At 66.9% G+C, this 18,612-nt stretch carries 21 protein-coding genes and 1 tRNA gene; 1 reads left to right on the plus strand and 21 read right to left on the minus strand.

Annotated features, from left to right (window positions below):
- Positions 1-22: 22 nt before the first annotated feature.
- The 9 genes from ACN5W5_RS13370 to ACN5W5_RS13410 all read right to left on the minus strand — a co-directional run bounded on the left by ACN5W5_RS13370 (position 23) and on the right by ACN5W5_RS13410 (position 6,384).
- Positions 23-382 carry an NADH-quinone oxidoreductase subunit A gene (locus ACN5W5_RS13370; protein WP_420048992.1) on the minus strand — a complete coding sequence of 120 codons (360 nt, stop codon included), beginning with the start codon at positions 380-382 and terminating at the stop codon, positions 23-25.
- 49 nt (positions 383-431) lie between these two features.
- Positions 432-516 (minus strand) — tRNA-Leu (locus ACN5W5_RS13375).
- A gap of 183 nt (positions 517-699) precedes the next feature.
- On the minus strand, positions 700-1,092 hold the full coding sequence (secG, locus tag ACN5W5_RS13380; RefSeq protein WP_420048993.1) for a preprotein translocase subunit SecG: 393 nt from the start codon (positions 1,090-1,092) through the stop codon (positions 700-702).
- Positions 1,093-1,129: 37 nt separating this feature from the next.
- Positions 1,130-1,876, minus strand: a complete 747-nt coding sequence (tpiA, locus tag ACN5W5_RS13385) for a triose-phosphate isomerase (protein WP_420048994.1) — start codon at positions 1,874-1,876, stop codon at positions 1,130-1,132.
- 17 nt (positions 1,877-1,893) lie between these two features.
- Complete coding sequence (locus ACN5W5_RS13390; protein ID WP_420048995.1) at positions 1,894-2,883, minus strand: NAD(P)H-quinone oxidoreductase; 990 nt, start codon at positions 2,881-2,883, stop codon at positions 1,894-1,896.
- A 17-nt stretch (positions 2,884-2,900) separates the two neighbouring features.
- Positions 2,901-5,036 (minus strand): polyribonucleotide nucleotidyltransferase, encoded by a 2,136-nt coding sequence (pnp, locus tag ACN5W5_RS13395; protein ID WP_420048996.1) that lies wholly within the window; start codon positions 5,034-5,036, stop codon positions 2,901-2,903.
- A gap of 260 nt (positions 5,037-5,296) precedes the next feature.
- Entirely contained in the window at positions 5,297-5,563 is a 267-nt protein-coding gene (gene rpsO, locus ACN5W5_RS13400; protein ID WP_177135796.1) for a 30S ribosomal protein S15, read from the minus strand.
- Between the two features lie 181 nt (positions 5,564-5,744).
- On the minus strand, positions 5,745-6,137 hold the full coding sequence (locus ACN5W5_RS13405; RefSeq protein WP_420048997.1) for a hypothetical protein: 393 nt from the start codon (positions 6,135-6,137) through the stop codon (positions 5,745-5,747).
- Positions 6,138-6,180: 43 nt separating this feature from the next.
- On the minus strand, positions 6,181-6,384 hold the full coding sequence (locus tag ACN5W5_RS13410; RefSeq protein ID WP_420048998.1) for a hypothetical protein: 204 nt from the start codon (positions 6,382-6,384) through the stop codon (positions 6,181-6,183).
- Positions 6,385-6,738: 354 nt separating this feature from the next.
- Here ACN5W5_RS13410 and ACN5W5_RS13415 point away from each other — a divergent pair, with 354 nt between their 5' ends.
- On the plus strand, positions 6,739-7,143 hold the full coding sequence (locus tag ACN5W5_RS13415) for a helix-turn-helix domain-containing protein (RefSeq protein WP_420048999.1): 405 nt from the start codon (positions 6,739-6,741) through the stop codon (positions 7,141-7,143).
- 49 nt (positions 7,144-7,192) lie between these two features.
- Here ACN5W5_RS13415 and ACN5W5_RS13420 read toward each other — a convergent pair whose 3' ends face one another.
- From ACN5W5_RS13420 to ACN5W5_RS13475, 12 genes are all read right to left on the minus strand, one after another.
- Positions 7,193-8,377, minus strand: a complete 1,185-nt coding sequence (locus ACN5W5_RS13420; RefSeq protein WP_420049000.1) for a pyridoxal phosphate-dependent aminotransferase — start codon at positions 8,375-8,377, stop codon at positions 7,193-7,195.
- A gap of 26 nt (positions 8,378-8,403) precedes the next feature.
- A complete protein-coding gene (locus ACN5W5_RS13425) occupies positions 8,404-9,693 on the minus strand; it encodes a branched-chain amino acid ABC transporter substrate-binding protein (protein ID WP_420049001.1) in 1,290 nt (429 codons plus the stop codon).
- 149 nt (positions 9,694-9,842) lie between these two features.
- The gene (gene tsaD / locus ACN5W5_RS13430) at positions 9,843-10,925 is read right to left on the minus strand and encodes a tRNA (adenosine(37)-N6)-threonylcarbamoyltransferase complex transferase subunit TsaD (RefSeq protein ID WP_420049002.1); all 1,083 of its coding nucleotides are present in this window, start codon (positions 10,923-10,925) and stop codon (positions 9,843-9,845) included.
- 37 nt (positions 10,926-10,962) lie between these two features.
- Positions 10,963-11,238 (minus strand): cytochrome C oxidase subunit IV family protein, encoded by a 276-nt coding sequence (locus ACN5W5_RS13435; protein ID WP_420049003.1) that lies wholly within the window; start codon positions 11,236-11,238, stop codon positions 10,963-10,965.
- Positions 11,239-11,249: 11 nt separating this feature from the next.
- Positions 11,250-11,810 carry a cytochrome c oxidase subunit 3 gene (locus tag ACN5W5_RS13440; RefSeq protein WP_420049004.1) on the minus strand — a complete coding sequence of 187 codons (561 nt, stop codon included), beginning with the start codon at positions 11,808-11,810 and terminating at the stop codon, positions 11,250-11,252.
- A 149-nt stretch (positions 11,811-11,959) separates the two neighbouring features.
- On the minus strand, positions 11,960-13,495 hold the full coding sequence (locus ACN5W5_RS13445; protein ID WP_420049264.1) for a cytochrome D1 domain-containing protein: 1,536 nt from the start codon (positions 13,493-13,495) through the stop codon (positions 11,960-11,962).
- A gap of 73 nt (positions 13,496-13,568) precedes the next feature.
- Positions 13,569-14,924 (minus strand): heme d1 biosynthesis radical SAM protein NirJ, encoded by a 1,356-nt coding sequence (gene nirJ / locus ACN5W5_RS13450; protein WP_420049005.1) that lies wholly within the window; start codon positions 14,922-14,924, stop codon positions 13,569-13,571.
- A 5-nt stretch (positions 14,925-14,929) separates the two neighbouring features.
- The gene (locus ACN5W5_RS13455) at positions 14,930-15,493 is read right to left on the minus strand and encodes an Lrp/AsnC family transcriptional regulator (RefSeq protein WP_420049006.1); all 564 of its coding nucleotides are present in this window, start codon (positions 15,491-15,493) and stop codon (positions 14,930-14,932) included.
- On the minus strand, positions 15,480-15,980 hold the full coding sequence (locus ACN5W5_RS13460) for an Lrp/AsnC family transcriptional regulator (RefSeq protein WP_420049007.1): 501 nt from the start codon (positions 15,978-15,980) through the stop codon (positions 15,480-15,482). Before ACN5W5_RS13460 ends, ACN5W5_RS13455 begins: the two co-directional genes overlap by 14 nt.
- The gene (locus tag ACN5W5_RS13465; protein WP_420049008.1) at positions 15,964-17,004 is read right to left on the minus strand and encodes an Lrp/AsnC family transcriptional regulator; all 1,041 of its coding nucleotides are present in this window, start codon (positions 17,002-17,004) and stop codon (positions 15,964-15,966) included. Before ACN5W5_RS13465 ends, ACN5W5_RS13460 begins: the two co-directional genes overlap by 17 nt.
- A 68-nt stretch (positions 17,005-17,072) precedes the next feature.
- Complete coding sequence (locus tag ACN5W5_RS13470; RefSeq protein WP_420049009.1) at positions 17,073-18,266, minus strand: cytochrome D1 domain-containing protein; 1,194 nt, start codon at positions 18,264-18,266, stop codon at positions 17,073-17,075.
- Complete coding sequence (locus ACN5W5_RS13475; RefSeq protein WP_420049265.1) at positions 18,263-18,607, minus strand: c-type cytochrome; 345 nt, start codon at positions 18,605-18,607, stop codon at positions 18,263-18,265. The genes ACN5W5_RS13470 and ACN5W5_RS13475 overlap by 4 nt, the downstream gene beginning before the upstream one ends.
- Positions 18,608-18,612: the final 5 nt, after the last annotated feature.

The raw sequence follows: 18,612 nt of genomic DNA on the forward strand, positions 1-18,612 counted from the left end.
TCTGCGGTGCGGGTGGTGTGTGTCATTCCCAGTCCAACGCGCCTTTTTTCCACGCGTAGACAAAGCCCACGAGCAGGTCCACCAGGAAGATGACGCCGACCCAGAATCCAGTGGATCCGATGTCGGTCAACGCAACAGCCCAAGGAATGAGAAAAGCGATTTCGAGGTCAAACAAAATGAAGAGGATGGCCACCAGGTAGTAGCGCACATCGAACTTCATGCGGGCATCTTCGAAAGCTTCGAAGCCGCATTCGTAAGGCGAATTTTTCTCTGCGTCCGGACGGTTGGGGCCGAGGATATAGCCCAGAACCTGCGGGATGATCCCGACGGCAACACCTACCAGAATGAACAAAAGCACGGGAAGGTATTGTTCGAGACTCATCTTGGGTAAGTTCCGCTGACATGGCTCATGGGCCATGTTGTCCAAAGATTGGTGCCGACGGCGAGACTCGAACTCGCACAGCTTTCGCCACTACCCCCTCAAGATAGCGTGTCTACCAATTTCACCACGTCGGCTGGGTCTGCTTTGTCTGGCTCACGAGGGACGGTGTGAGCCTTGCTGACAACCCATAGAGTTTACCCTGAAACACCCCTGTTTTTGAGAGGGTGTATCTGTTTTTCAAAAGGAAAGGGTTGGGTTGCTGCAGCGCAAAAAACACAGGCGCGGCGCGGCTTCCCGGCTTGTTGTACTCCCCCCAGTTATTTGCCAGGGATCTGTGCAGCACCAGTTGCCGGTGCTTCGGCAGGTGCTGCCGCAGCGGGCGCCTCGGTGCCTGCGGGATTCTGTTGTGCAGCCGGCTGCTGCAGAGGAACGGCGCTCTCCAGAACACTGCCCGAAGGCGCAACGGTGCGCAGGTTGCCGAAATACGCCAAGCCAAGTGTGCAAGCCAAAAACAGGCCCGCCAGAACAGCCGTTGTGCGCGAGAGGAAGTTCGCACCACCCGACGCACCAAACAGACTGGCCGAGCCGGCGCCACCACCGAAGGCAGCACCCGCATCGGCACCCTTGCCGTGCTGCATCAGGATCAGGCCGATCATGCCGATGGCGGCCAGGATCTGTACCGCCTGAAGAATGGTCAACAAAACGTTCATGTTTTTCTCCGAAAGGGAAAGGACCGTGGGCGACGGCTCAGCGAGCCGATGCCACGATTTGAAGGAAGTCCGCCGCCTTGAGCGATGCACCACCGATCAGGCCGCCATCGATGTCGGGCTGCGCAAGCAGGCTGGCAGCGTTGGCTGCGTTCATACTGCCGCCGTAGAGGATGTGCACCCGCTTGGGGTGGGTGGTAGCTGCAGCAAGCTGGGCACGCAGCACCGCGTGCACCGCTTGCGCCATTTCGGGCGTCGCGGTCTTGCCGGTGCCAATGGCCCAGACGGGCTCGTAGGCGACAACGATCTCGGTGATGCAGTGCCCCACCGTGTGAATCGCTGCCGCGAGCTGGCGCTTGACCACGGCTTCGGTCTCACCGGCTTCGCGCTGCGCCAGGGTTTCACCGACGCAGACGATGGGTGTGACGCCGGCGGCCAATGCGCGCTGTGCCTTGGCCGCAACCACCTCGTCCGACTCGCCGTGGTACTGGCGGCGCTCAGAATGGCCGACGATGGCGTAGCGGCAACCGAAATCCTTCAGCATGGCCACGCTCACTTCGCCGGTGTAGGCACCCTGCTCGTGCGCCGACACGTCCTGAGCACCCCAGGCGATGGGACTGCCCTGCAAAAGCGACTGCAATTGAGCGAGGTACGGGGCGGGGACGCACAGCGCCATGTCCGCTGCGGGTTCAGCGCCCTGCAGGCCTTCGAGCATGGCCTTGACCAGCGCTTCGTTGGCGGCCAGCGAGCCGTTCATTTTCCAGTTGCCTGCGATCAGTTTTTTCATCTTGGTCTCCGTGGGACTCAAGCCCAGGTGAGGACTATTTTTCCGATGTGCTGATTGGTTTCCATCAGGACATGCGCTTGCGCAGCGTTGGAGGCCTCGAACACGCTGTGAACGACGGGCTTGACCCGACCCTGCTCCAGCAACGGCCACACCTTTTCGCGCAGCGAGGCGGCAATCGCCGCCTTGAATGCCAGTGGGCGTGGACGCAGCGTGGAGCCGGTGATGACCAGGCGGCGACGCAGCACCAGACCGGCATTGAACTCGGCCTTGACACCACCCTGCACGGCGATGATCACGAGCCGGCCGTCTTCGGCCAGGCACTCGACCTCGCGCGCCACGTAGCTGCCGGCGACCATGTCCAGAATGACGTCAACACCCTTCCCGTCCGTGAGCTCGCGCGCCACGGCCGAGAAGTCTTGCGTCTTGTAGTTGATGGCATGGTCGGCACCGAGCGCCAGGCAGGCGGCGCACTTCTCGTCGCTGCCGGCCGTGGCGATCACTCGCGCCCCCAGGGCTTTCGCCAGCTGGATCGCGGTCACGCCAATGCCGCTCGTGCCACCCTGGACCAACAGGGTTTCACCCGGCTGCAAACGCGCCCGGTCAAACACATTGCTCCACACCGTGAAGAAGGTCTCGGGCAGCGACGCCGCCTGAACGTCGTCAAAACCCGCCGGGACCGGCAGGCACTGACCGACGGGAGCCACACAGTGTTCGGCGTAACCACCGCCAGCGACCAGTGCACACACCCTGTCGCCAAGCGCGAGGCCAGCTGCCGCCATCGCATCGGCATCACCCGACTCGATCACGCCGGCCACTTCCAGACCGGGCAGGTCGGAGGCCCCAGGGGGTGGCGGGTAGGCACCACTGCGTTGCAGTACGTCGGGCCGGTTCACGCCCGAAGCACGCACGCGGATCAGCACCTCGCCCGCACCCGCGACCGGCATCGGGCGCTGGGCCAGACGCAGAACCTCGGGTGCACCAAAAGCGCTGATCTCAACAGCTTGCATGGCTCGGACCCCGTCGCTTATTGCTGCTGTTGCTGCTGAGCTTGCTCGGCAGGCGCAGCGTTGCGGTCGATCAGCGCCTTCATGGACAGCTTGACGCGACCCTTTTCGTCGGTCTCCAGGACCTTGACCTTGACGATCTGGCCTTCGGTCAGGTAGTCGGTCACGCGCTCGACGCGCTCGTGGGCGATCTGGCTGATGTGCAGCAGACCGTCTTTGCCGGGCAGCAGGTTGATCAGGGCGCCGAAGTCCAGGATCTTGGTGACCGGGCCTTCGTAGACCTTGCCGATTTCGACTTCTGCCGTGATCTGCTCGATGCGGCGCTTGGCTTCGTCGGCCTTGGCGCTGTCGGTCGAAGCGATGGTGATGGTGCCGTCTTCGTCGATGTTGATCTGGGTGCCGGTCTCTTCGGTCAGCGCACGGATCACGGCGCCGCCCTTGCCGATCACGTCACGGATCTTCTCGGGGTTGATCTTCATCGTGAAGAGCTTGGGTGCGAAGTTCGAGACTTCGGTCTTGGCTTCGCCCATGGCTTCCTGCATCTTGCCCAGGATGTGCATGCGGGCTTCCTTGGCCTGGGCCAGCGCGACCTGCATGATTTCCTTGGTGATGCCCTGGATCTTGATGTCCATCTGCAATGCAGAGATACCGTTGGTGGTACCGGCGACCTTGAAGTCCATATCGCCCAGGTGGTCTTCGTCACCCAGGATGTCGGTCAGCACGGCGAAGCGGTTGCCGTCCTTGATCAGGCCCATGGCGATGCCAGCCACGTGCGCCTTCATGGGCACGCCAGCGTCCATCAGTGCCAGGCAGCCGCCGCAGACCGAAGCCATCGACGAGGAGCCGTTGGACTCGGTGATTTCCGAAACCAGGCGCATGGTGTAGGGGAAGTCTTCCTTGCTCGGCAGCGCGGCGATCAGCGCGCGCTTCGCCAGGCGGCCGTGGCCGATTTCGCGGCGCTTGGGCGAGCCAAAACGGCCGGCTTCGCCGGTGGCAAAGGGAGGCATGTTGTAGTGCAGCATGAAACGGTCTTCGTACTCGCCAGCCAGCGCATCGATGCGCTGGGCATCGCGGTCGGTACCGAGCGTGGCCACCACCAGCGCCTGGGTTTCACCGCGCGTGAACAGCGACGAACCGTGGGTGCGGGGCAGCACGCTGTTGCGGATTTCGATGGCGCGCACGGTGCGGGTGTCGCGACCGTCGATGCGGGGCTCGCCGGCCAGGATCTGGCCACGAACGATCTTGGCTTCGATCTCGAACAGCAGGGCTTCAATTGCCACGCTGTCGAAAGTCACGCCCTCTTCTTTCAGGGCCGACATCACGTCGGCGTAGGCGCTGCGGCAAGCCTGGGTGCGTGCCTGCTTGTTGCGGATCTGGTAGGCGGCCTCGAGCTTGGCTTTGGCCAGACCGTCGATCTTGGCGATCAGGGCCTCGTCCTTGGCGGGCGGCTGCCAGTCCCAGGCCGGCTTGCCGGCGTCGCGCACCAGCTCGTTGATCGCAGCGATGGCGATGTTGCCCTGCTCGTGACCGAACACCACGGCGCCGAGCATGACTTCTTCGCTCAGCTGCTGGGCTTCGGATTCCACCATCAGCACGGCGGCCTGCGTGCCGGCGACCACCAGGTCGAGCTGGCTGTCTTTCAACTGGGTCTGACCCGGGTTGAGCACGTACTCGCCATTGACATAGCCCACGCGAGCGGCACCGATGGGGCCGTTGAACGGGATGCCGCTGACGGCCAGCGCGGCGCTGGTGGCGATCATGGCGGCGATGTCGGCCTGCACTTCGGGGTTCAGGCTGACCACGTGCACGATGACCTGGACTTCGTTGTAGAAGCCTTCAGGAAACAGCGGGCGGATCGGGCGGTCGATCAGGCGGCAGGTCAGGGTCTCCAGTTCGCTGGGGCGGCCTTCGCGCTTGAAAAAGCTGCCGGGGATCTTGCCGGCGGCGTACGACTTTTCGGTGTAGTCCACCGTCAGGGGGAAGAAGTCCTGGCCGGCCTTGGCTTCGGTCTTGGCGACCACGGTGGCGAGCACCACGGTGTCATCGATGTTGACCAGCACGGCGCCGGTGGCCTGGCGGGCGATTTCACCGGTTTCCATGGTGACCGTGTGCGGGCCCCACTGGAAGGTCTTGGTGACTTTGTTGAACATGCTCATGGTTCTCTCCTATGGACCACCCGCGAATCAAGGGGTGGCATGGCGTGCAGACAATCTGCACAAAACCCGGAAGCACAACTCAGAACACGATGCCATTCCAGAGGGGTTGCCCGCGTGCGGCTGGGCACACAACGCCTTTGGAATGACACAGCTTCGCTCTGCTGTCGCTGCTCCGGAATCAAAAACAGGAACTGACAAGCAAAAAACGCCCGAGCCAGCGAACCAACTCAGGCGTTTTGCGTGTCATGGCGTGGGCCAAATTACTTGCGCAGACCCAGTTTCGCGATCAGGGCGATGTAGCGGTCAGCGTCTTTGGACTTCAGGTAGTCCAGCAGCTTGCGGCGGCGGCTCACCATGCGCAGCAGGCCGCGGCGACCGTGGTGGTCCTTGGCGTGGGTCTTGAAGTGGGGGGTCAGTTCGTTGATGCGGGCGGTCAGGATGGCGACCTGCACTTCGGGACTGCCGGTGTCGTTGGCAGCGCGGGCGTTGTCGGCGACAACGGCGGCTTTGATGGATTTTTCGATCATGTCGGATTCCTAGGGGTTACATGCGTCCCGCCGCAGCCTGCCAGCCTCTGAACGGGGTTCAGATCCGGCCGCCGCAACGGGCGTGAATTGCCATCCAAAAAGACGGCAACCGACAAGTATAGCGCACGATGCCTGCCCTGTTAAGCCCCGAACAGGATCAGCGGCAGGGGCGCCGGCTCGCTCAACAGCGCCCCGCCGCCCGCAGCAGCGCATTGCATTTGCCGCCGCCGGTGGCGGGCACGGCGGATGGCCTGGGCTGGCCGCCCCGGCCTTGGCCGCTCACCATCGCGGTGCAGATGGCGTCCGAATGGGGTGTCTGGCCAAAGCTCATGGTTTTCTGAAAGCCGGTGGCCGAGTACATGTAGCAGCGGTAAGCCGCCCCGTCACGGGTATTGACGGTGTAGTTGATGCGCCCGCCGGTCTCTTCGCTGCGATCGGTGATGGTGAACTGGCCCGCGGATCGCCCGATGGCCTGCGCTGTGCGCTGCTCCAGGCCGCTCTGGTCGATGGTGGCGGCGCAGCCGGACAGCAGCGCCGGGGCCATGGCCAGGGATGTGATCTGTCGAATGTTCATGAACAACTCCGGTGGTTTCAGTGGATGAAGCAGTTGGCCTCTGTCACGGTGCGGAACGCCCCCAGTGAGCGGCCACGCGCGCGTTCGCCTCGGAGCGCGAGAAGCTCACGCTGCCCAGCCCGGACGGGCCGGCCAGTTGCGATGCGCCCGCGCATTCGCTGCCACCGCAGGCGCTCAAGCCCAGGGCGGTGGCGGTGGTCAGGGTGCACGAACGTGCTCCGCCGGGAAAGGACAACCAGGGCGTCATGGAAAGGTCCTCTGCAAATGAAGCGGCATGAAGAATGGGAGAGGCACGCGAGCTGTCTGCACACTGCGCCAGGAAGCCGGGGGTTTGGACCTCTGGAGCCGCAATGTGCGCGGGCATCACCCGCCCGACAACCAGCCTGAAGGTCGGCTGCGCTGAAGGCCAGCGCGGTGTCCCCGACGGCCGGTCCGGACACGGGTGCGTCGGCGTCGGCCACCCGGAACTTCCGCTGCGGCAGCGGAGGCCGCGGCCACGGCCACGGCGGGGTGGTCGCCATCGGTGATCACTGGTGAATGCATGAGAGGTCGGTCTGTGCGGGGCTGAAAGAAGGAATCGACAACAGCCCGGATGCTATCCATGCGCATCACCGCAGTGAATTGCGACAAATCGCAGACCGCTTATGCAAATACGTATGGACCAAATGAACTGGAACCTGTGAGGGCTTTTCTGGAAACAGCGGAAACGGGTTCGCTGTCGGCCGCCGCGCGCAAGCTGGGGTGGACCCAACCGACGTTCAGCCGGCAGGTGGCGGCCATCGAGCGCGAACGGCGGTGTGACCCAGTTCGAGCGCGTGGGCTGGGCCAGGGCGCTCACCACCACCGGCACGGACCTGCTGGAACACGCCCGAGCGATGGGCGCTGCTACCGAAACCCTGGGCCTGGCTGCCCATGGCCGCTCACAGGCGGTGGGAGGTGTGGTCTCGGAGTCTGCGGGCCATGCGGTCGCTGCGCGAACAGGAACCGGGCATGGCCATCGAGGTGATTTCGTCGGATACGGGTGGTGTTCGACGCGCTCGCTCGGGGACTGGCCCCTACCTGGTCAACCACGCCCGCAGTCGGTCCACGCCCTGCGCCAGGCGCTGCGGGTCGCGGCTGGCAAAACACCAGCGCAGCCAGCCAGCGGCCTCGGGACCGAAAGCGCTGCCGGGTGCCAGGCCCAGGCCGGCTTCGCGCACCAGGCGCTTGGCGGTGTCCAGGCAGTCGTTGTGCCCATCCAGGTGGAAAAAGGCGTACATGCCGCCCTTGGGTTCGGCCAGGGTCACGCCGGGCACGGCTTTGAGCAGGGGCACCAGCGTGTCGCGGCAGGTCTGCAGGTGGGCCACCAGCGCGGGCGTGACTTCGGCGCCGCGCTGCAGCGCCACCGCGGCGGCGCGCTGGACGAACACCGGCGCGCACGAGGTGTTGAACTCGATCAGCTTGCCCACGGCGTGGGTCAGCGACGGGGGCAGCACCAGCCAGCCCAGGCGCCAGCCGGTCATGAGGAAGCTCTTGGAAAAACTGTGCGCGACGATGAGCCGGTCTTCGGGTTTGGACACATCGAGAAAGCTCGGCGCCGCGCCGTTGGGAGAATCCGGCGCGTAGTACAGGCGCTCGTACACCTCGTCGGCCAGCACCCAGGTGCCGGTGCGGCGGCAGTGGGCGAGGATGGTGGCCTGCTCGTCGCGGCTCAGCGTCCAGCCGGTGGGGTTGTTGGGGGCGTTGACGATCAGCATCCGCGTGGCCGGGGTGATGGCGGCGAGCAGCGCCGCCATGTCCAGCGCCCAGGCACCCGCGTTGTCCCCTCGATCAACCACCCGCAGCGGCACGGTCCTGACGCTCGCGCCCATGATCTGCGGCTGCGCCACCAGATTGGGCCAGGCCGGCGTGACCACCACCACCTCGTCGCCCGCGTCCACCAGCGCCTGCGACGCCAGCATCAGGCCGTTGACGCCGCCGGAGGTGACGGCGATGCGGTCGAACCAGCGGTCGGTGCTGTGCTGGGGATGCAGGCCGTGGGTGTAGACGGCGATTTCCTGGCGCAGCTCGGTCAGGCCCAGGTTGTGGGCGTAAAAGGTTTCACCCGCCTGCAGCGAGGCAATCGCCGCCTCGCGGATGAAGGCCGGCGTGACCTCGTCGCTCTCGCCGAACCAGAACTTGAGCACATCGCTGCGGCCCAGCCCTTCGTTGGCCACCTCGCGGATGCGCGACTCTTCCAGACTCTCCACAACTGCCCGCATGAAAGCTCCCCAATGACGGCCCTCGATCAGGGCCGGACCATGTTACAGCTGTGCGGCTGTTCTGCCTGCTGCGGCGTCAGCTGGCGGATGACGCGAAAGCCGTAACCCGAACCTTCGACATCGAACTTCACCCCCGGTGCCCCCTGGCGGTCCATCACCGCCACGGCCAGCGGCTGCTGGAACTGGTGGTCTGCGGCGCGCATGCGCGCGGTTTGGCCGGCGAGTTTGACTTCGACCTTTTCCAGATGCGCCGCAACGGCGGCCGCGTTGACCGAACCGGCGCGTTCGATGGCCTGCGCCAGCGACTCGATCAGCAGTTGCATGCGCATGTGCACATAGTCGTCGGCCGGGCTGGGGAAGCGCTGGCGGAATGACTTGTAGAAGGCTTCGGACTCTTTCGTCGGCACGTTGGGGAACCAGTCTGCCACCGCCACCACTTTGCCGATGCCGGCGTCACCAATTGCGGCCGGGGCACCCAGCGCATTGCCGTAGAAGGTGTAGAACGTGCCGTCAAAGCCGGCTTCGCGCGCGGCCTTGACCAGCAGCGTCAGGTCGTTGCCCCAGTTGCCGGTCAGCACGGCCTGCGCGCCGCTGGCCTTGATCTTGGCGGCGTAGGGCGCAAAGTCCTTCACGCGCGCCATCGGGTGCAACTCGTCGCCCACGATCTTCACGTCCGGGCGCTTGGCGGCCAGCTGGCTGCGGGCTTCGCGCAGCACCGACTGGCCAAAGCTGTAGTCCTGGCCGATCAGGTAGATGTTCTTCAGGTCCTTGTCTTCGCGCAGCACGCTCATGAGCGCGGTCATGCGCATGTCGGCGTGGGCGTCAAAACGGAAATGCCAGAAGCTGCACTTCTCATTGGTGAGCACCGGGTCCACCGCCGAGTAGTTCAGGAACAGCACCTGGCGCAACGGCTCGCGCTCGTTGTGCTTGTTGATGGCTTCGATCAGGCCCGAGGCCGCTGCCGAGGAGTTGCCCTGGGTCACCACCGTGATGTCGCGGTCGATGGCCGAGCGCAGCGCCGACAGAGCCTCTTCGGTCTGGCCCTTGCTGTCGAAGCGTTCGATCACCAGCGGACGGTTGCCGCCGGGCAGCTTCACGCCGCCGCGGGCGTTGACCCGCTCGGTGGCCCAGACCAGGTTGCGGTAGACCGCCTCGCCGGTGTTGGCGAACGGGCCGGACAGGCCCTCGATCATGCCGATGCGGATGGGGGAGGCTGCGGATGCCGCCGGACTCTGGGCCAGCGCGGTCGTGGCACAGGTGGTGGCCAGCAGGGCGGCGGCCAGCACGCGGCGGCGCATCAAGAAGGAAAATTTCATGGAAAAGGTCTCCGTTTTGTTCAATACCTGCCGGCGGGACTGCTCGGCGCCAAGTGTCACCTGGGCGACAGGTTCAATCAGTGTAATTCATAATTACAACGACCACCCCGCCTGGGTATTTCAACCGGGGCCGGTTCCTGGCGTCGTGTTCAGCCGAGCTCCGACAGTGGCCAGCGCGGCCGCACGTCGAAGTGGTAGGCCGGCGCAGCCGCCGCATCGGGCAGCCGCCCGGCCTGGAAACGCAGGCCGGCGGCGAGCGCGATCATGGCGCCGTTGTCGGTGCACAGGTGCAGCTCGGGATAGTGCACGCGCACACGCCGCTTCTGGCACGCGGTGTTGAGCTGCTCGCGCAGCAAGGCGTTGGCCCCCACCCCGCCGGCCACCACCAGGCGGTTCAGCCCGGTGGATTCGATGGCCGCGAGCGACTTCTTCACCAGCACCTCGACGATGGCGGCCTGCACGCTGGCGGCCACGTCGGCGATCTGGGCCGCGTCCAGCGCTTCGGCCAATTGCGGCGTGGCCGGGCCTTCGGGCCGCGCGTGGGCGAGGCGCTTCACCTGGGTCAGCACCGCCGTCTTCAGGCCGGCAAACGAAAAATCGAGGTCGCCGCTGTGCAGCAGCGGGCGCGGGAACTTGTAGGCGGTGGCGCTGCCCTGCTCTGCCCGCTTTGCCAGCGCCGGGCCGCCCGGGTAGCCCAGGCCGAGCAGCTTGGCCGATTTGTCGAAGGCCTCACCGGCCGCGTCGTCGATGGTTTCGCCCAGCAACTCGTAGCGGCCCACGCCGTCCACCCGCATCAGCTGGGTGTGGCCACCCGAGACCAGCAGCGCCACAAACGGAAACTCGGGCGGGTCGGCGCTCAGGAACGGCGACAGCAGATGCCCTTCCAGGTGGTGCACCGGCACCACCGGCTTGCCCAGCGCCATGGCCATGGCACAGGCCACGCCCGAACCCACCAGCAGCGCACCGGCCAGACCCGGGCCGCGGGTGTAGGCGATGGCGTCCACGGCCGACAACGGCAGGCCGGCCTGCGCCAGCACCGCATCGGTCAACGGCAGCACGCGGCGGATGTGGTCGCGGCTCGCCAGCTCGGGCACCACGCCCCCGTAGGCCTGGTGCATCTCGATCTGGCTGTGCAGCGCATGGCCGAGCAGCCGCGGCACGGCGCTGCCACTGGCGTCCACCAGGGCCACGCCGGTTTCGTCACAAGACGATTCGAATCCCAAGATCAGCATGGCGCGAGTGTACGGGGCGGGCCCAGAACGCTGCCGTTCAGGGACGCGGCAACAGGCTGGCCAGCAGCACCAGCGCGATCACCACCGCCAGCCAGCCCAGCACCGCCCGCCGCCACAGGGCGGGCGCGTGGCGCAGCTCCATGTAGTCGAGCGCGATCAGCGCGCCCTTGAGCACCGCCAGTGCCAGCACCGCCAGCGTGGCGGTCCGCCCGAGATGGCCTGGAGTCAGGGCGGCCCCCTCCCCCAGCCACCAGCTCAGGCCGGTGGCCAGCACGAGCACGAGGGCGATGAGGTCGACGCGGGCGGGTTTCATCCTGGCTGCCCTCAACGGATCACGTACACCAGCGGAAACAACACCATCCACAGCAGGTCCACCATGTGCCAGAACACGGCGCCCGACGCCGGCGCCATGTGGTTGTCCGGGCCGTACACACCCGAGCGCGCGTTCCACCACAGCACCGCGAAGATCACGGCGCCCACCACCACGTGCAGGAAATGAAAGCCGGTCAACAGGGTGTACAGCACGGTGAAGCTGTCCGTGGCCCAGTCGAAACCGGCCTCCAGCTTGCCAGCGAACTCGTGACCCTTGACGACCAGAAACCCCAGCGCGCCGCCCAGCGCCACCAGCAGCCAGCGCGCACCGGCCACGCGGCGATTGCGCTGGAACGCGCCCACGGCCCGCACCGCGGCCCAGCTCCCCGCCACCAGCAAGACCGTGTTGAGTGCCCCGGTGGACAGGTCCAGCCCTGTCTGGCCCTGCGCGAACACCACCGGCTCACGCCAGCGCGCCATGGCGAACGAGACGAACAGCAGGCCAAAGGCCAGCAGCTCGGCCAGCACCAGCAGCCAGACCATGCCGTCGCCGGCCAGGCGGGGTTCATCCACGCTCAGGGATGGCGCAGCCGACCTTGTCTGCGGACACGCGTCGGAAGCGCGCGCCCCCTCCAGGGCAGCCGTGGAACCGGCTTCGCCGGGCCACAGGCTGCGTTCCCCTCCCGCAGGAGCGGGGGAAGCCGCGCAGCGGCGCAGGGGGTTCAATGGGAAGTGCCTTCCGAGCGCGTGATCTTGTTCCACACGTTGTACTTGCCCACGGGCTTGCTCATGGGCAGGCGTTTGATTTCCTTGAACGTGGCCGCATCGAAGATGACCAGCGCACCGTCCATCTCCCACACGCTGGCGAGCGCGTATTTGCCATCCTTGGTGAACTCGATGTGGGCCAGCGTCTTGCCCGGCTCCTTCACGGTGGCCACGGGTTGCAGCGTGGTCTTGTCGATGATGGTCATGGTGTCCTTGGCGGTCGGGCTCATCATCGAATCGGTCCAGGCGAAGCGGCTGTTTTCATGGCTGCGCATGAAGAAGCCAGGGCCGGGCGTGGGGATGGTGGCGACCGGCTTCCAGGTCTTCATGTCGATCACGTCGATGGCACCACCTTTCAGATTCGGCGAGGCCAACACGGTGCTGCCGTTCCAGGCGAAGGTGATGCCCGATCCCAGGTGCGGCATGCCGGCGATGGGCAGGTCGGCGATCTTGCGGCGCACGTCGAGGTTCACCACCTGTGCGGTGGCCGAGCCCTCAGCCGTTTTCGGTCGCGTGGCACCGAGCACGTGGCGGTAGCTCTGGTCGAAGAAAAAATCGTCCAGCGGTTCGTCGAGCGGCGTGCGGCGCACGCCGAGGAAGCCGGGCTTGGCGATGGCTTCGCCCATCTTGTAGTCGTGTACCAGACCGTCGTAGATCGGTTCGGCCTTGGGGTTGTAGGAGATTTCCCAGAGTTCGGGGATGTCCTTGAGCGCCACCACGAAGCTCTGGCGCGGCGTGGCGTCGTACACGGCCGACACACGCGACGAGGCCTTGCCGTCCAGCGTGGCCGCCCCGTAGATTTTTTGCAGGTTCAGGTCGGCGTCGAACAGCACGACGCTGTGCGGCAGGTAGTTGGCGGCCATGACCCACTTCCCGTCGCCGCTGACCGCGACGTTGCGCATGTTGAGCCCGGCCCGCACCTCGGCCACCACGCGCAGGCGCCAGAGGTCGTACTTGGTGATCCAGCCGTCGCGCGAGCCGAAGAACACGTAGCGGCCGTCGGGGGTGAACTTGGGGCCGCCGTGCAGCGCGAAGCGGCTGGGGAAGCGGGTGATGACTTCGAACCGGTCGCCATCGAGCAGGCTGATGTGGTGGTCACCCCCCTCCACCACCACGAACAGGTTCATGGGGTCGGCGCGCCACAGCGGCTTCTCGGGTTCGCCTGCGGATGCGGGGTTGAACGTGCGCGAGGCGCGGATATCCGCCTCGGCCCACACGGGCGCGGGCGACACCGGTGTGCGGATGTGCGCGGCGAGCGCGGCGATGTCGGCGGCACTGAGACGGTCGGCAAAGCCCGGCATCTGCGTGGCGGTGCGGCCGTGGGTGATGACCTTCAGCGCCTCGGCCGGGCGCAGTCGCACCAGGCTCTCGGGCAGCAGCGCCGGGCCCATGAGGCCGGTGCGCTGCTCGCCGTGGCAGGCGGCGCAATGCTGGGTGTAGAGCACGGCGGCGTTGGGAGCGGTGGTCTGCGCGCCCGCCATGTCCACGCCCATCCAGCACAGGCCCAGCACCAGGGAGGCACGGGCGACGTTGGCCAGGGTCTCTCGCAAGGAACGCTTCGATGTGTCAGGCATGGTCGGTCTCCTGGCGCAGGATGTGCACTTTGCGGAAAGGGGTCAGCGCAAGGCGGCTGGCATCGCTGCCCGCCACGGCGCCGATCTCTTCGTCGGTGAGGTAACAGCCCGGGTCTTCGGCCCAGGGGTTGCCGGTGAGTTGCTGCGCGCGGGTGCGGGTGTTGCCACCGCAGAGGGCGAAGTGCTGGCAGCTGGCGCAGCGGCCTTCCACCGACCGGGGAAACGCCTTCAGGCCCGCCATCAGCGGCTCGCTGGTGTCGCTCCAGATCTGCGAGAACGGGCGCAGGCGCACGTCGCCGATCGTGTGGTGCCACCACATGGTGTCGGGGTGCACATGGCCGAGGTTGTCGATGTTGGCCACGTTGACACCGCTGCTGTTGCCGCCCCAGGCCACCAGGCGCTCGCGCAGCGCGTCCACCCAGGGCGGAAAGCGGGCCTGCACCCACTGCAGCAGGTAGGGGCCGTCGGCGTCGTTGTTGCCGGTCACGTACTCCTCGTCAAGCCCGAGGGTAGCGGCGTCCCAGGCGCGCTCGAAGAGCCGGTCCAGCGCGTCGCGCGTGGCGAGGTGCTGCGCGTCCTGGCCGCGGTGGATGTTGCCGCGGCCGGCGTAGTTGAGGTGGGAGAAGTAGAACTTGTCCACCTGCTCGCTGCGCATCAGGTCCAGCAGCGGCGCGAAGTCGTGCGCGTTGAGCGCGGTCATGGTGTAGCGCAGCCCCACCTTGACGCCGCGCGCGCGCAGCAGGCGCACGGCGGCGAGGCTGCGGTCGAAGGCGCCATCAAGCCGGCGGAACCTGTCGTGCGTCTCGCGCAGGCCGTCCAGGCTGATGCCCACGTAGTCGAAGCCTGTCGCGGCGATGCGGTCGGCCATGGGGGCGTCGATCAGCGTGCCGTTGGTGGACAGGCCGGTGTAGAAGCCCATGGCGCGCGAGCGGTTGGCGATGTCGAAGATGTCGGACCGCATCAGCGGCTCCCCGCCGGAGAGGATGAGCACCGGCACGCGAAAGGCCTTGAGGTCGTCCATGACGGTGACCACCTCGTTCCAGCTCAGTTCGCCCGCGTACTCGTGGTCGGCGGAGAGTGCGTAACAGTGTTTGCAGGTCAGATTGCAGCGCCGGATCAAATTCCAGATGACGACTGGTCCCACCCCCGCCGGGCTTCGCCCGCCCCCCTCAAGGGGGCGGCGCTGGCCGTCTGGCAGAGCCAGCCCGGCGGCGCCCTGGGTGGAACTTCCACCCACTCCGGAGATATTGCGAGCGGGCTGCTGTCGCACGCGGGGCGCGGGTGTCGGGTACCGGCCGGTGTGTTCGGCTTCGGCGATCTCGCGCATGTACTGGCTGATGCGAAACATGGTGTTCAGCTTTCTGAGAGGCGCAATCCGGTCTTCTTGAGGATGGCTGTGGAGTAAAGAATGTCGTGTGAGCGGCAGGCGCTTCCGAGCATCGAAGCGATTTCTTGCGCCTGTTGCTCGACTTCTTCGCGCGAGCGGCCGTGCAGCATGGCGAACAGGTTGTACGGCCAGAAGTAGCCCCCTGCCGCCGCGCTTTGCGCGGCGTCTCCCCCCGGGGGGGGCAAGGCACCTTGGGAACGGCCCGGCGATGCTTTCGGCAGGCGCCGCGGGCGGCGGTAGCAGTGGCTCACACCGGGCAGCAGGCCGATGCGTTCGCCGAAGGCATCAACCACATCGTCGGCCACGTCCCACACGCTCATGCCGTTGGCGGTGAAGCCCAGGCGGTAGTGGTTGGGCACGGCGCCAATGCGTCGGATCAGGCCGGCGTCGAGCATGGCCTGCAGGCGCTCGCGCACCTGCTCGCCGCTGACGCCCAGCGTGGCACCCACGGCTTCGTAGGGCCGCGGCACGAGCGGCAGGCCGGACTGCGTGGCGCGGATCAGGCGGCGGTCGAAATCATCGAGTGCCATGGGCACCCCCTTCGAACAGAGGCAGTTTGAGTTCCACAAAGAACTCGCGCTCTTTGGGGAAGGCGTACACCGGCAGACCGGTCGCCGCTTCGATGCGGGCGACCACAGGCTCGATCTGTTCTGCCGACTCCACCGCCAGCACGAACCACATGTTGAGCGGCGTGGCGCCGGGCTGGTCCGGGCGGGCCGATTCGCGACGGTAGTTGTGCGCCACCTCGTTCATCAAGTCCAGGCGCTTCGCCACGGCGTCGAAACGCTCTTCGGGCACGGCCATGGCGGCCAGCACGAAGCGGCCGCCGGCACGTTCGATCTGGAACAGCGGACCGAAACGGGTCAGGTCGCCCTGCGACAGCAGGTGCTGCAGGCGCTGAATCACCGCGTCTTCGCTGCAGCCGAGTTGTGCAGCCACGTCGGCGAAAGGCCGGTCGCTCAGCGGGAAACCGCCGTGCAGGAAGCCGACCAGGCGGGCATCATCGGGCGACAGCATGTTGCACCTCCTGTGGGAGCGGTGACAGCGTGCGAAAGCGGTGTGCGCCGGTCTGCTTGAAACGGCGGGTGGAAAACAGCACGGCACGCCGCCGGGCGGTCAGGCCCGCTGCAGACACCACGCGGTCGATCACGCCCTGCACCACGGCGCGGTCGGTACCGTGCACCATGCAGTACAGGTTGTAGGGCCACTGCGTCGCACGCTCGCGCCGGTAGGCCAGGGTCACGCCGGGCTGGCGCGCCAGCGCTTCGCCGCAGATGTCCACCAGGTGGTCGGGCACGTCGAACACGGTCATCGCGTTGGCGGCGAAACCCAGCTCGTGGTGCCGCACCACGACACCGAAACGCTTGAGCGTGCCGGCGTCCAGCCAGTGCTGCAGCGTGTAGAGCACGTCCACCACCGAACGGCCTGTTGCCTTGGCCCAGGCGTCGAACGGGTGTGCGGTGATCGGCAGGCCCGACTCCGCCTGCGCGGCCAGCGGCTGGTCGGCCGCAGCGATGGGCTCGGCGTGAGCTGCGCTGGTCGCGCGCATGGGCAGCACCGCGGTGCTGTGGCGCAAATCAAAACCGAGGTCGATGCGATAGGCGCGCTGCATGCGCAGGCGCAGCGCGGGCAGGCCGGTGGCGTGTTCCAGCGCCAGCATGGCGGCTTCCACGGCCGGCGCATCGCGGCCGGTCATGACGAACCAGAGGTTGAAGGCGTGCTCGCGTTCGTAGTTGTGGTTCACGCCCGGGTGGGCCGACACGGTGGCGGCGACCTCGTGCAGCATGTCGTGGGGCACCGCCATCGCCGCCAGCAGCGCCGCACCGCCGGCCCCGGGTGCGAACACGCCACCGATGCGGCTGATGGCGCCGGCGCGCTGCAAGCGCTCGCAGGCCGCGAGCACGTCCGCCTCGCGCAGGTCCAGCGCCTGGGCGAGGTGGGCAAAGGGGGCACGCACCAGCGGAAAGCCGTGCTGCCAGGGGTTGAGCAAGGCCAGGTCGCCCGCGCTCAACGGTGTGGGGATGGCGTCACGCGTGTTCACTGGACGACCCTCCGTGCTTCGCACTGCGGGGCTGAGCACCGTCGGAAAGGCCAGGTGGCGCTCATGGCTCAAAACCCCACGCGCGCGGCGCGCGCGGTGAAAAAGATGCCGCTGGGTGCGGGGACGTCGAGCCGCGCGCGGATGGCAAAGCTCTGCGTGTCGATCACGCTCACGCGGTTGTCGTCGCGGCTGCTGATCCACACCGCTTCGCCACGCGGCGTGAACTCCATGTGCAGCACGGCCTTGCCAGGCTCCAGCGTCTGCACGATGGCCTGGCGCTGCGTGTCGATGACCTGCACGCGGTGGTAATCGGGCACGGCGAAATTCACCCACACCTGCCGGCCATCGGGCCGCGCCATCACGAACACCGGCTGGCCGGCCACGGGGATGCGGCCGACTTCGGCCCAGGTCTCGGTGTCGACCACCAGCACCTCGTGGCGCCCGATGGCGGGCAGGTAGGCGCGGCGCCCGGCCACGGCCCAGCCGCGCAGGTGCGGCATCTTGTAGACCGGCAGCGGCGCCTGACCTTTGCCGTAACCGCCGAGGATGCGCTGGACCTTGGGCTCCGCGGCCCACAGGTCGAGCTGGGCCAGACCGTCTTCGCCGAACAGGCCGGCGATGTAGTGGCGGCCGTTGGGCGTGACCAGTGCGTCGTAGGGCTGGCGGCCGATGTTGTCGAACCGGGTGGTCTCGGGATGGCGCGGGTCTGAACAGTCGGTGACCCAGATCGCGTTGGCGTCGAACAGGCTGTAGGCGAAGCGACGACCGGGCAGATCGACCAGACCGACCACGCGGGACAGTTTGCCGGGGCCGTACTCGGCGGGGATATCGGCCAGCAGTTCCAGCGTGCGCGCGTCGAACACCTTCACGCCACCCGGCGTGTAGTTCTGCGCCGCCACCAGCGTGCCGTCGGCGCTGATCGCGCCACCGATGGAGTTGCCGGCCTGCATGATCCGCCGGGCAATGCGGCGCTCCAGCAGGTTGACCTGGGTGAGGCCGCCGTCGCGCCCGAACACGTAGGCGAACAGGCCGTCGCGCGAGAACACCACCGAGGCGTGCGAGAGGTCGCCCAGGCCGGGCACCTCGCCGATCAACGCCTCGGCCGTGGTGTCCACGATGTAGAGCGTGCCGTTGGCGCGGCCGATGACCACGCCGAGGTCGCCGGTGCCGCGTTGCATGGGCGCCGCGCAACCGGCGAGACCGCCGAGTGCGGCGACAGAAGACAGGGTGGCCGCGGCGGCCAGCCATTCACGGCGCTTCATGGTGCTTTCGCCATTTCTTCAGGAAAGCCCTGGAGCAGGCGTTGTGCGATCCAGCGGGCCTCGGGCTCGCTGAGCATCGCCTTCCAGGGCGGCATGGGGGTACCGGGCCGACCGTGGTAGATCACGGCGGCCAGGCTGTCGAGAGGGACATCGGCCAGGGCTTCGCGCGTGAGCGCGGGGCCCAGACCACCGGTGAGGCGCATGCCGTGGCACGAGCCGCAGTCCTGCCGCACCATGCGCACCAGCTCGCGCGACCGCGAGGCATCGGGCGTGGTCTGCGCGAAGGCCAGCACAGGCCCCAGCAACAGCGCGGACAGGACAAGGTCGAAGCGCACAGTCATCGCTG

It is taken from the genome of Hydrogenophaga sp. ZJX-1 (assembly GCF_048590325.1).
GTDB lineage: Bacteria > Pseudomonadota > Gammaproteobacteria > Burkholderiales > Burkholderiaceae_C > Hydrogenophaga.

Coding starts and splice junctions, on each gene's coding strand:
- ACN5W5_RS13415 (WP_420048999.1), top strand. CDS start 6,739: ATGCGCATCACCGCAGTGAATTGCGACAAATCGCAGACCGCTTATGCA.
- ACN5W5_RS13425 (WP_420049001.1), bottom strand. CDS start 9,693: ATGAAATTTTCCTTCTTGATGCGCCGCCGCGTGCTGGCCGCCGCCCTG.
- ACN5W5_RS13370 (WP_420048992.1), bottom strand. CDS start 382: ATGAGTCTCGAACAATACCTTCCCGTGCTTTTGTTCATTCTGGTAGGT.
- ACN5W5_RS13405 (WP_420048997.1), bottom strand. CDS start 6,137: ATGAACATTCGACAGATCACATCCCTGGCCATGGCCCCGGCGCTGCTG.
- secG (WP_420048993.1), bottom strand. CDS start 1,092: ATGAACGTTTTGTTGACCATTCTTCAGGCGGTACAGATCCTGGCCGCC.
- pnp (WP_420048996.1), bottom strand. CDS start 5,036: ATGAGCATGTTCAACAAAGTCACCAAGACCTTCCAGTGGGGCCCGCAC.
- ACN5W5_RS13445 (WP_420049264.1), bottom strand. CDS start 13,495: ATGGGCGTGGACATGGCGGGCGCGCAGACCACCGCTCCCAACGCCGCC.
- rpsO (WP_177135796.1), bottom strand. CDS start 5,563: ATGATCGAAAAATCCATCAAAGCCGCCGTTGTCGCCGACAACGCCCGC.
- ACN5W5_RS13470 (WP_420049009.1), bottom strand. CDS start 18,266: ATGAAGCGCCGTGAATGGCTGGCCGCCGCGGCCACCCTGTCTTCTGTC.
- ACN5W5_RS13410 (WP_420048998.1), bottom strand. CDS start 6,384: ATGACGCCCTGGTTGTCCTTTCCCGGCGGAGCACGTTCGTGCACCCTG.
- ACN5W5_RS13475 (WP_420049265.1), bottom strand. CDS start 18,607: ATGACTGTGCGCTTCGACCTTGTCCTGTCCGCGCTGTTGCTGGGGCCT.
- tsaD (WP_420049002.1), bottom strand. CDS start 10,925: ATGCTGATCTTGGGATTCGAATCGTCTTGTGACGAAACCGGCGTGGCC.
- ACN5W5_RS13455 (WP_420049006.1), bottom strand. CDS start 15,493: ATGGCACTCGATGATTTCGACCGCCGCCTGATCCGCGCCACGCAGTCC.
- ACN5W5_RS13420 (WP_420049000.1), bottom strand. CDS start 8,377: ATGCGGGCAGTTGTGGAGAGTCTGGAAGAGTCGCGCATCCGCGAGGTG.
- nirJ (WP_420049005.1), bottom strand. CDS start 14,924: ATGTTTCGCATCAGCCAGTACATGCGCGAGATCGCCGAAGCCGAACAC.
- ACN5W5_RS13390 (WP_420048995.1), bottom strand. CDS start 2,883: ATGCAAGCTGTTGAGATCAGCGCTTTTGGTGCACCCGAGGTTCTGCGT.
- tpiA (WP_420048994.1), bottom strand. CDS start 1,876: ATGAAAAAACTGATCGCAGGCAACTGGAAAATGAACGGCTCGCTGGCC.
- ACN5W5_RS13460 (WP_420049007.1), bottom strand. CDS start 15,980: ATGCTGTCGCCCGATGATGCCCGCCTGGTCGGCTTCCTGCACGGCGGT.
- ACN5W5_RS13435 (WP_420049003.1), bottom strand. CDS start 11,238: ATGAAACCCGCCCGCGTCGACCTCATCGCCCTCGTGCTCGTGCTGGCC.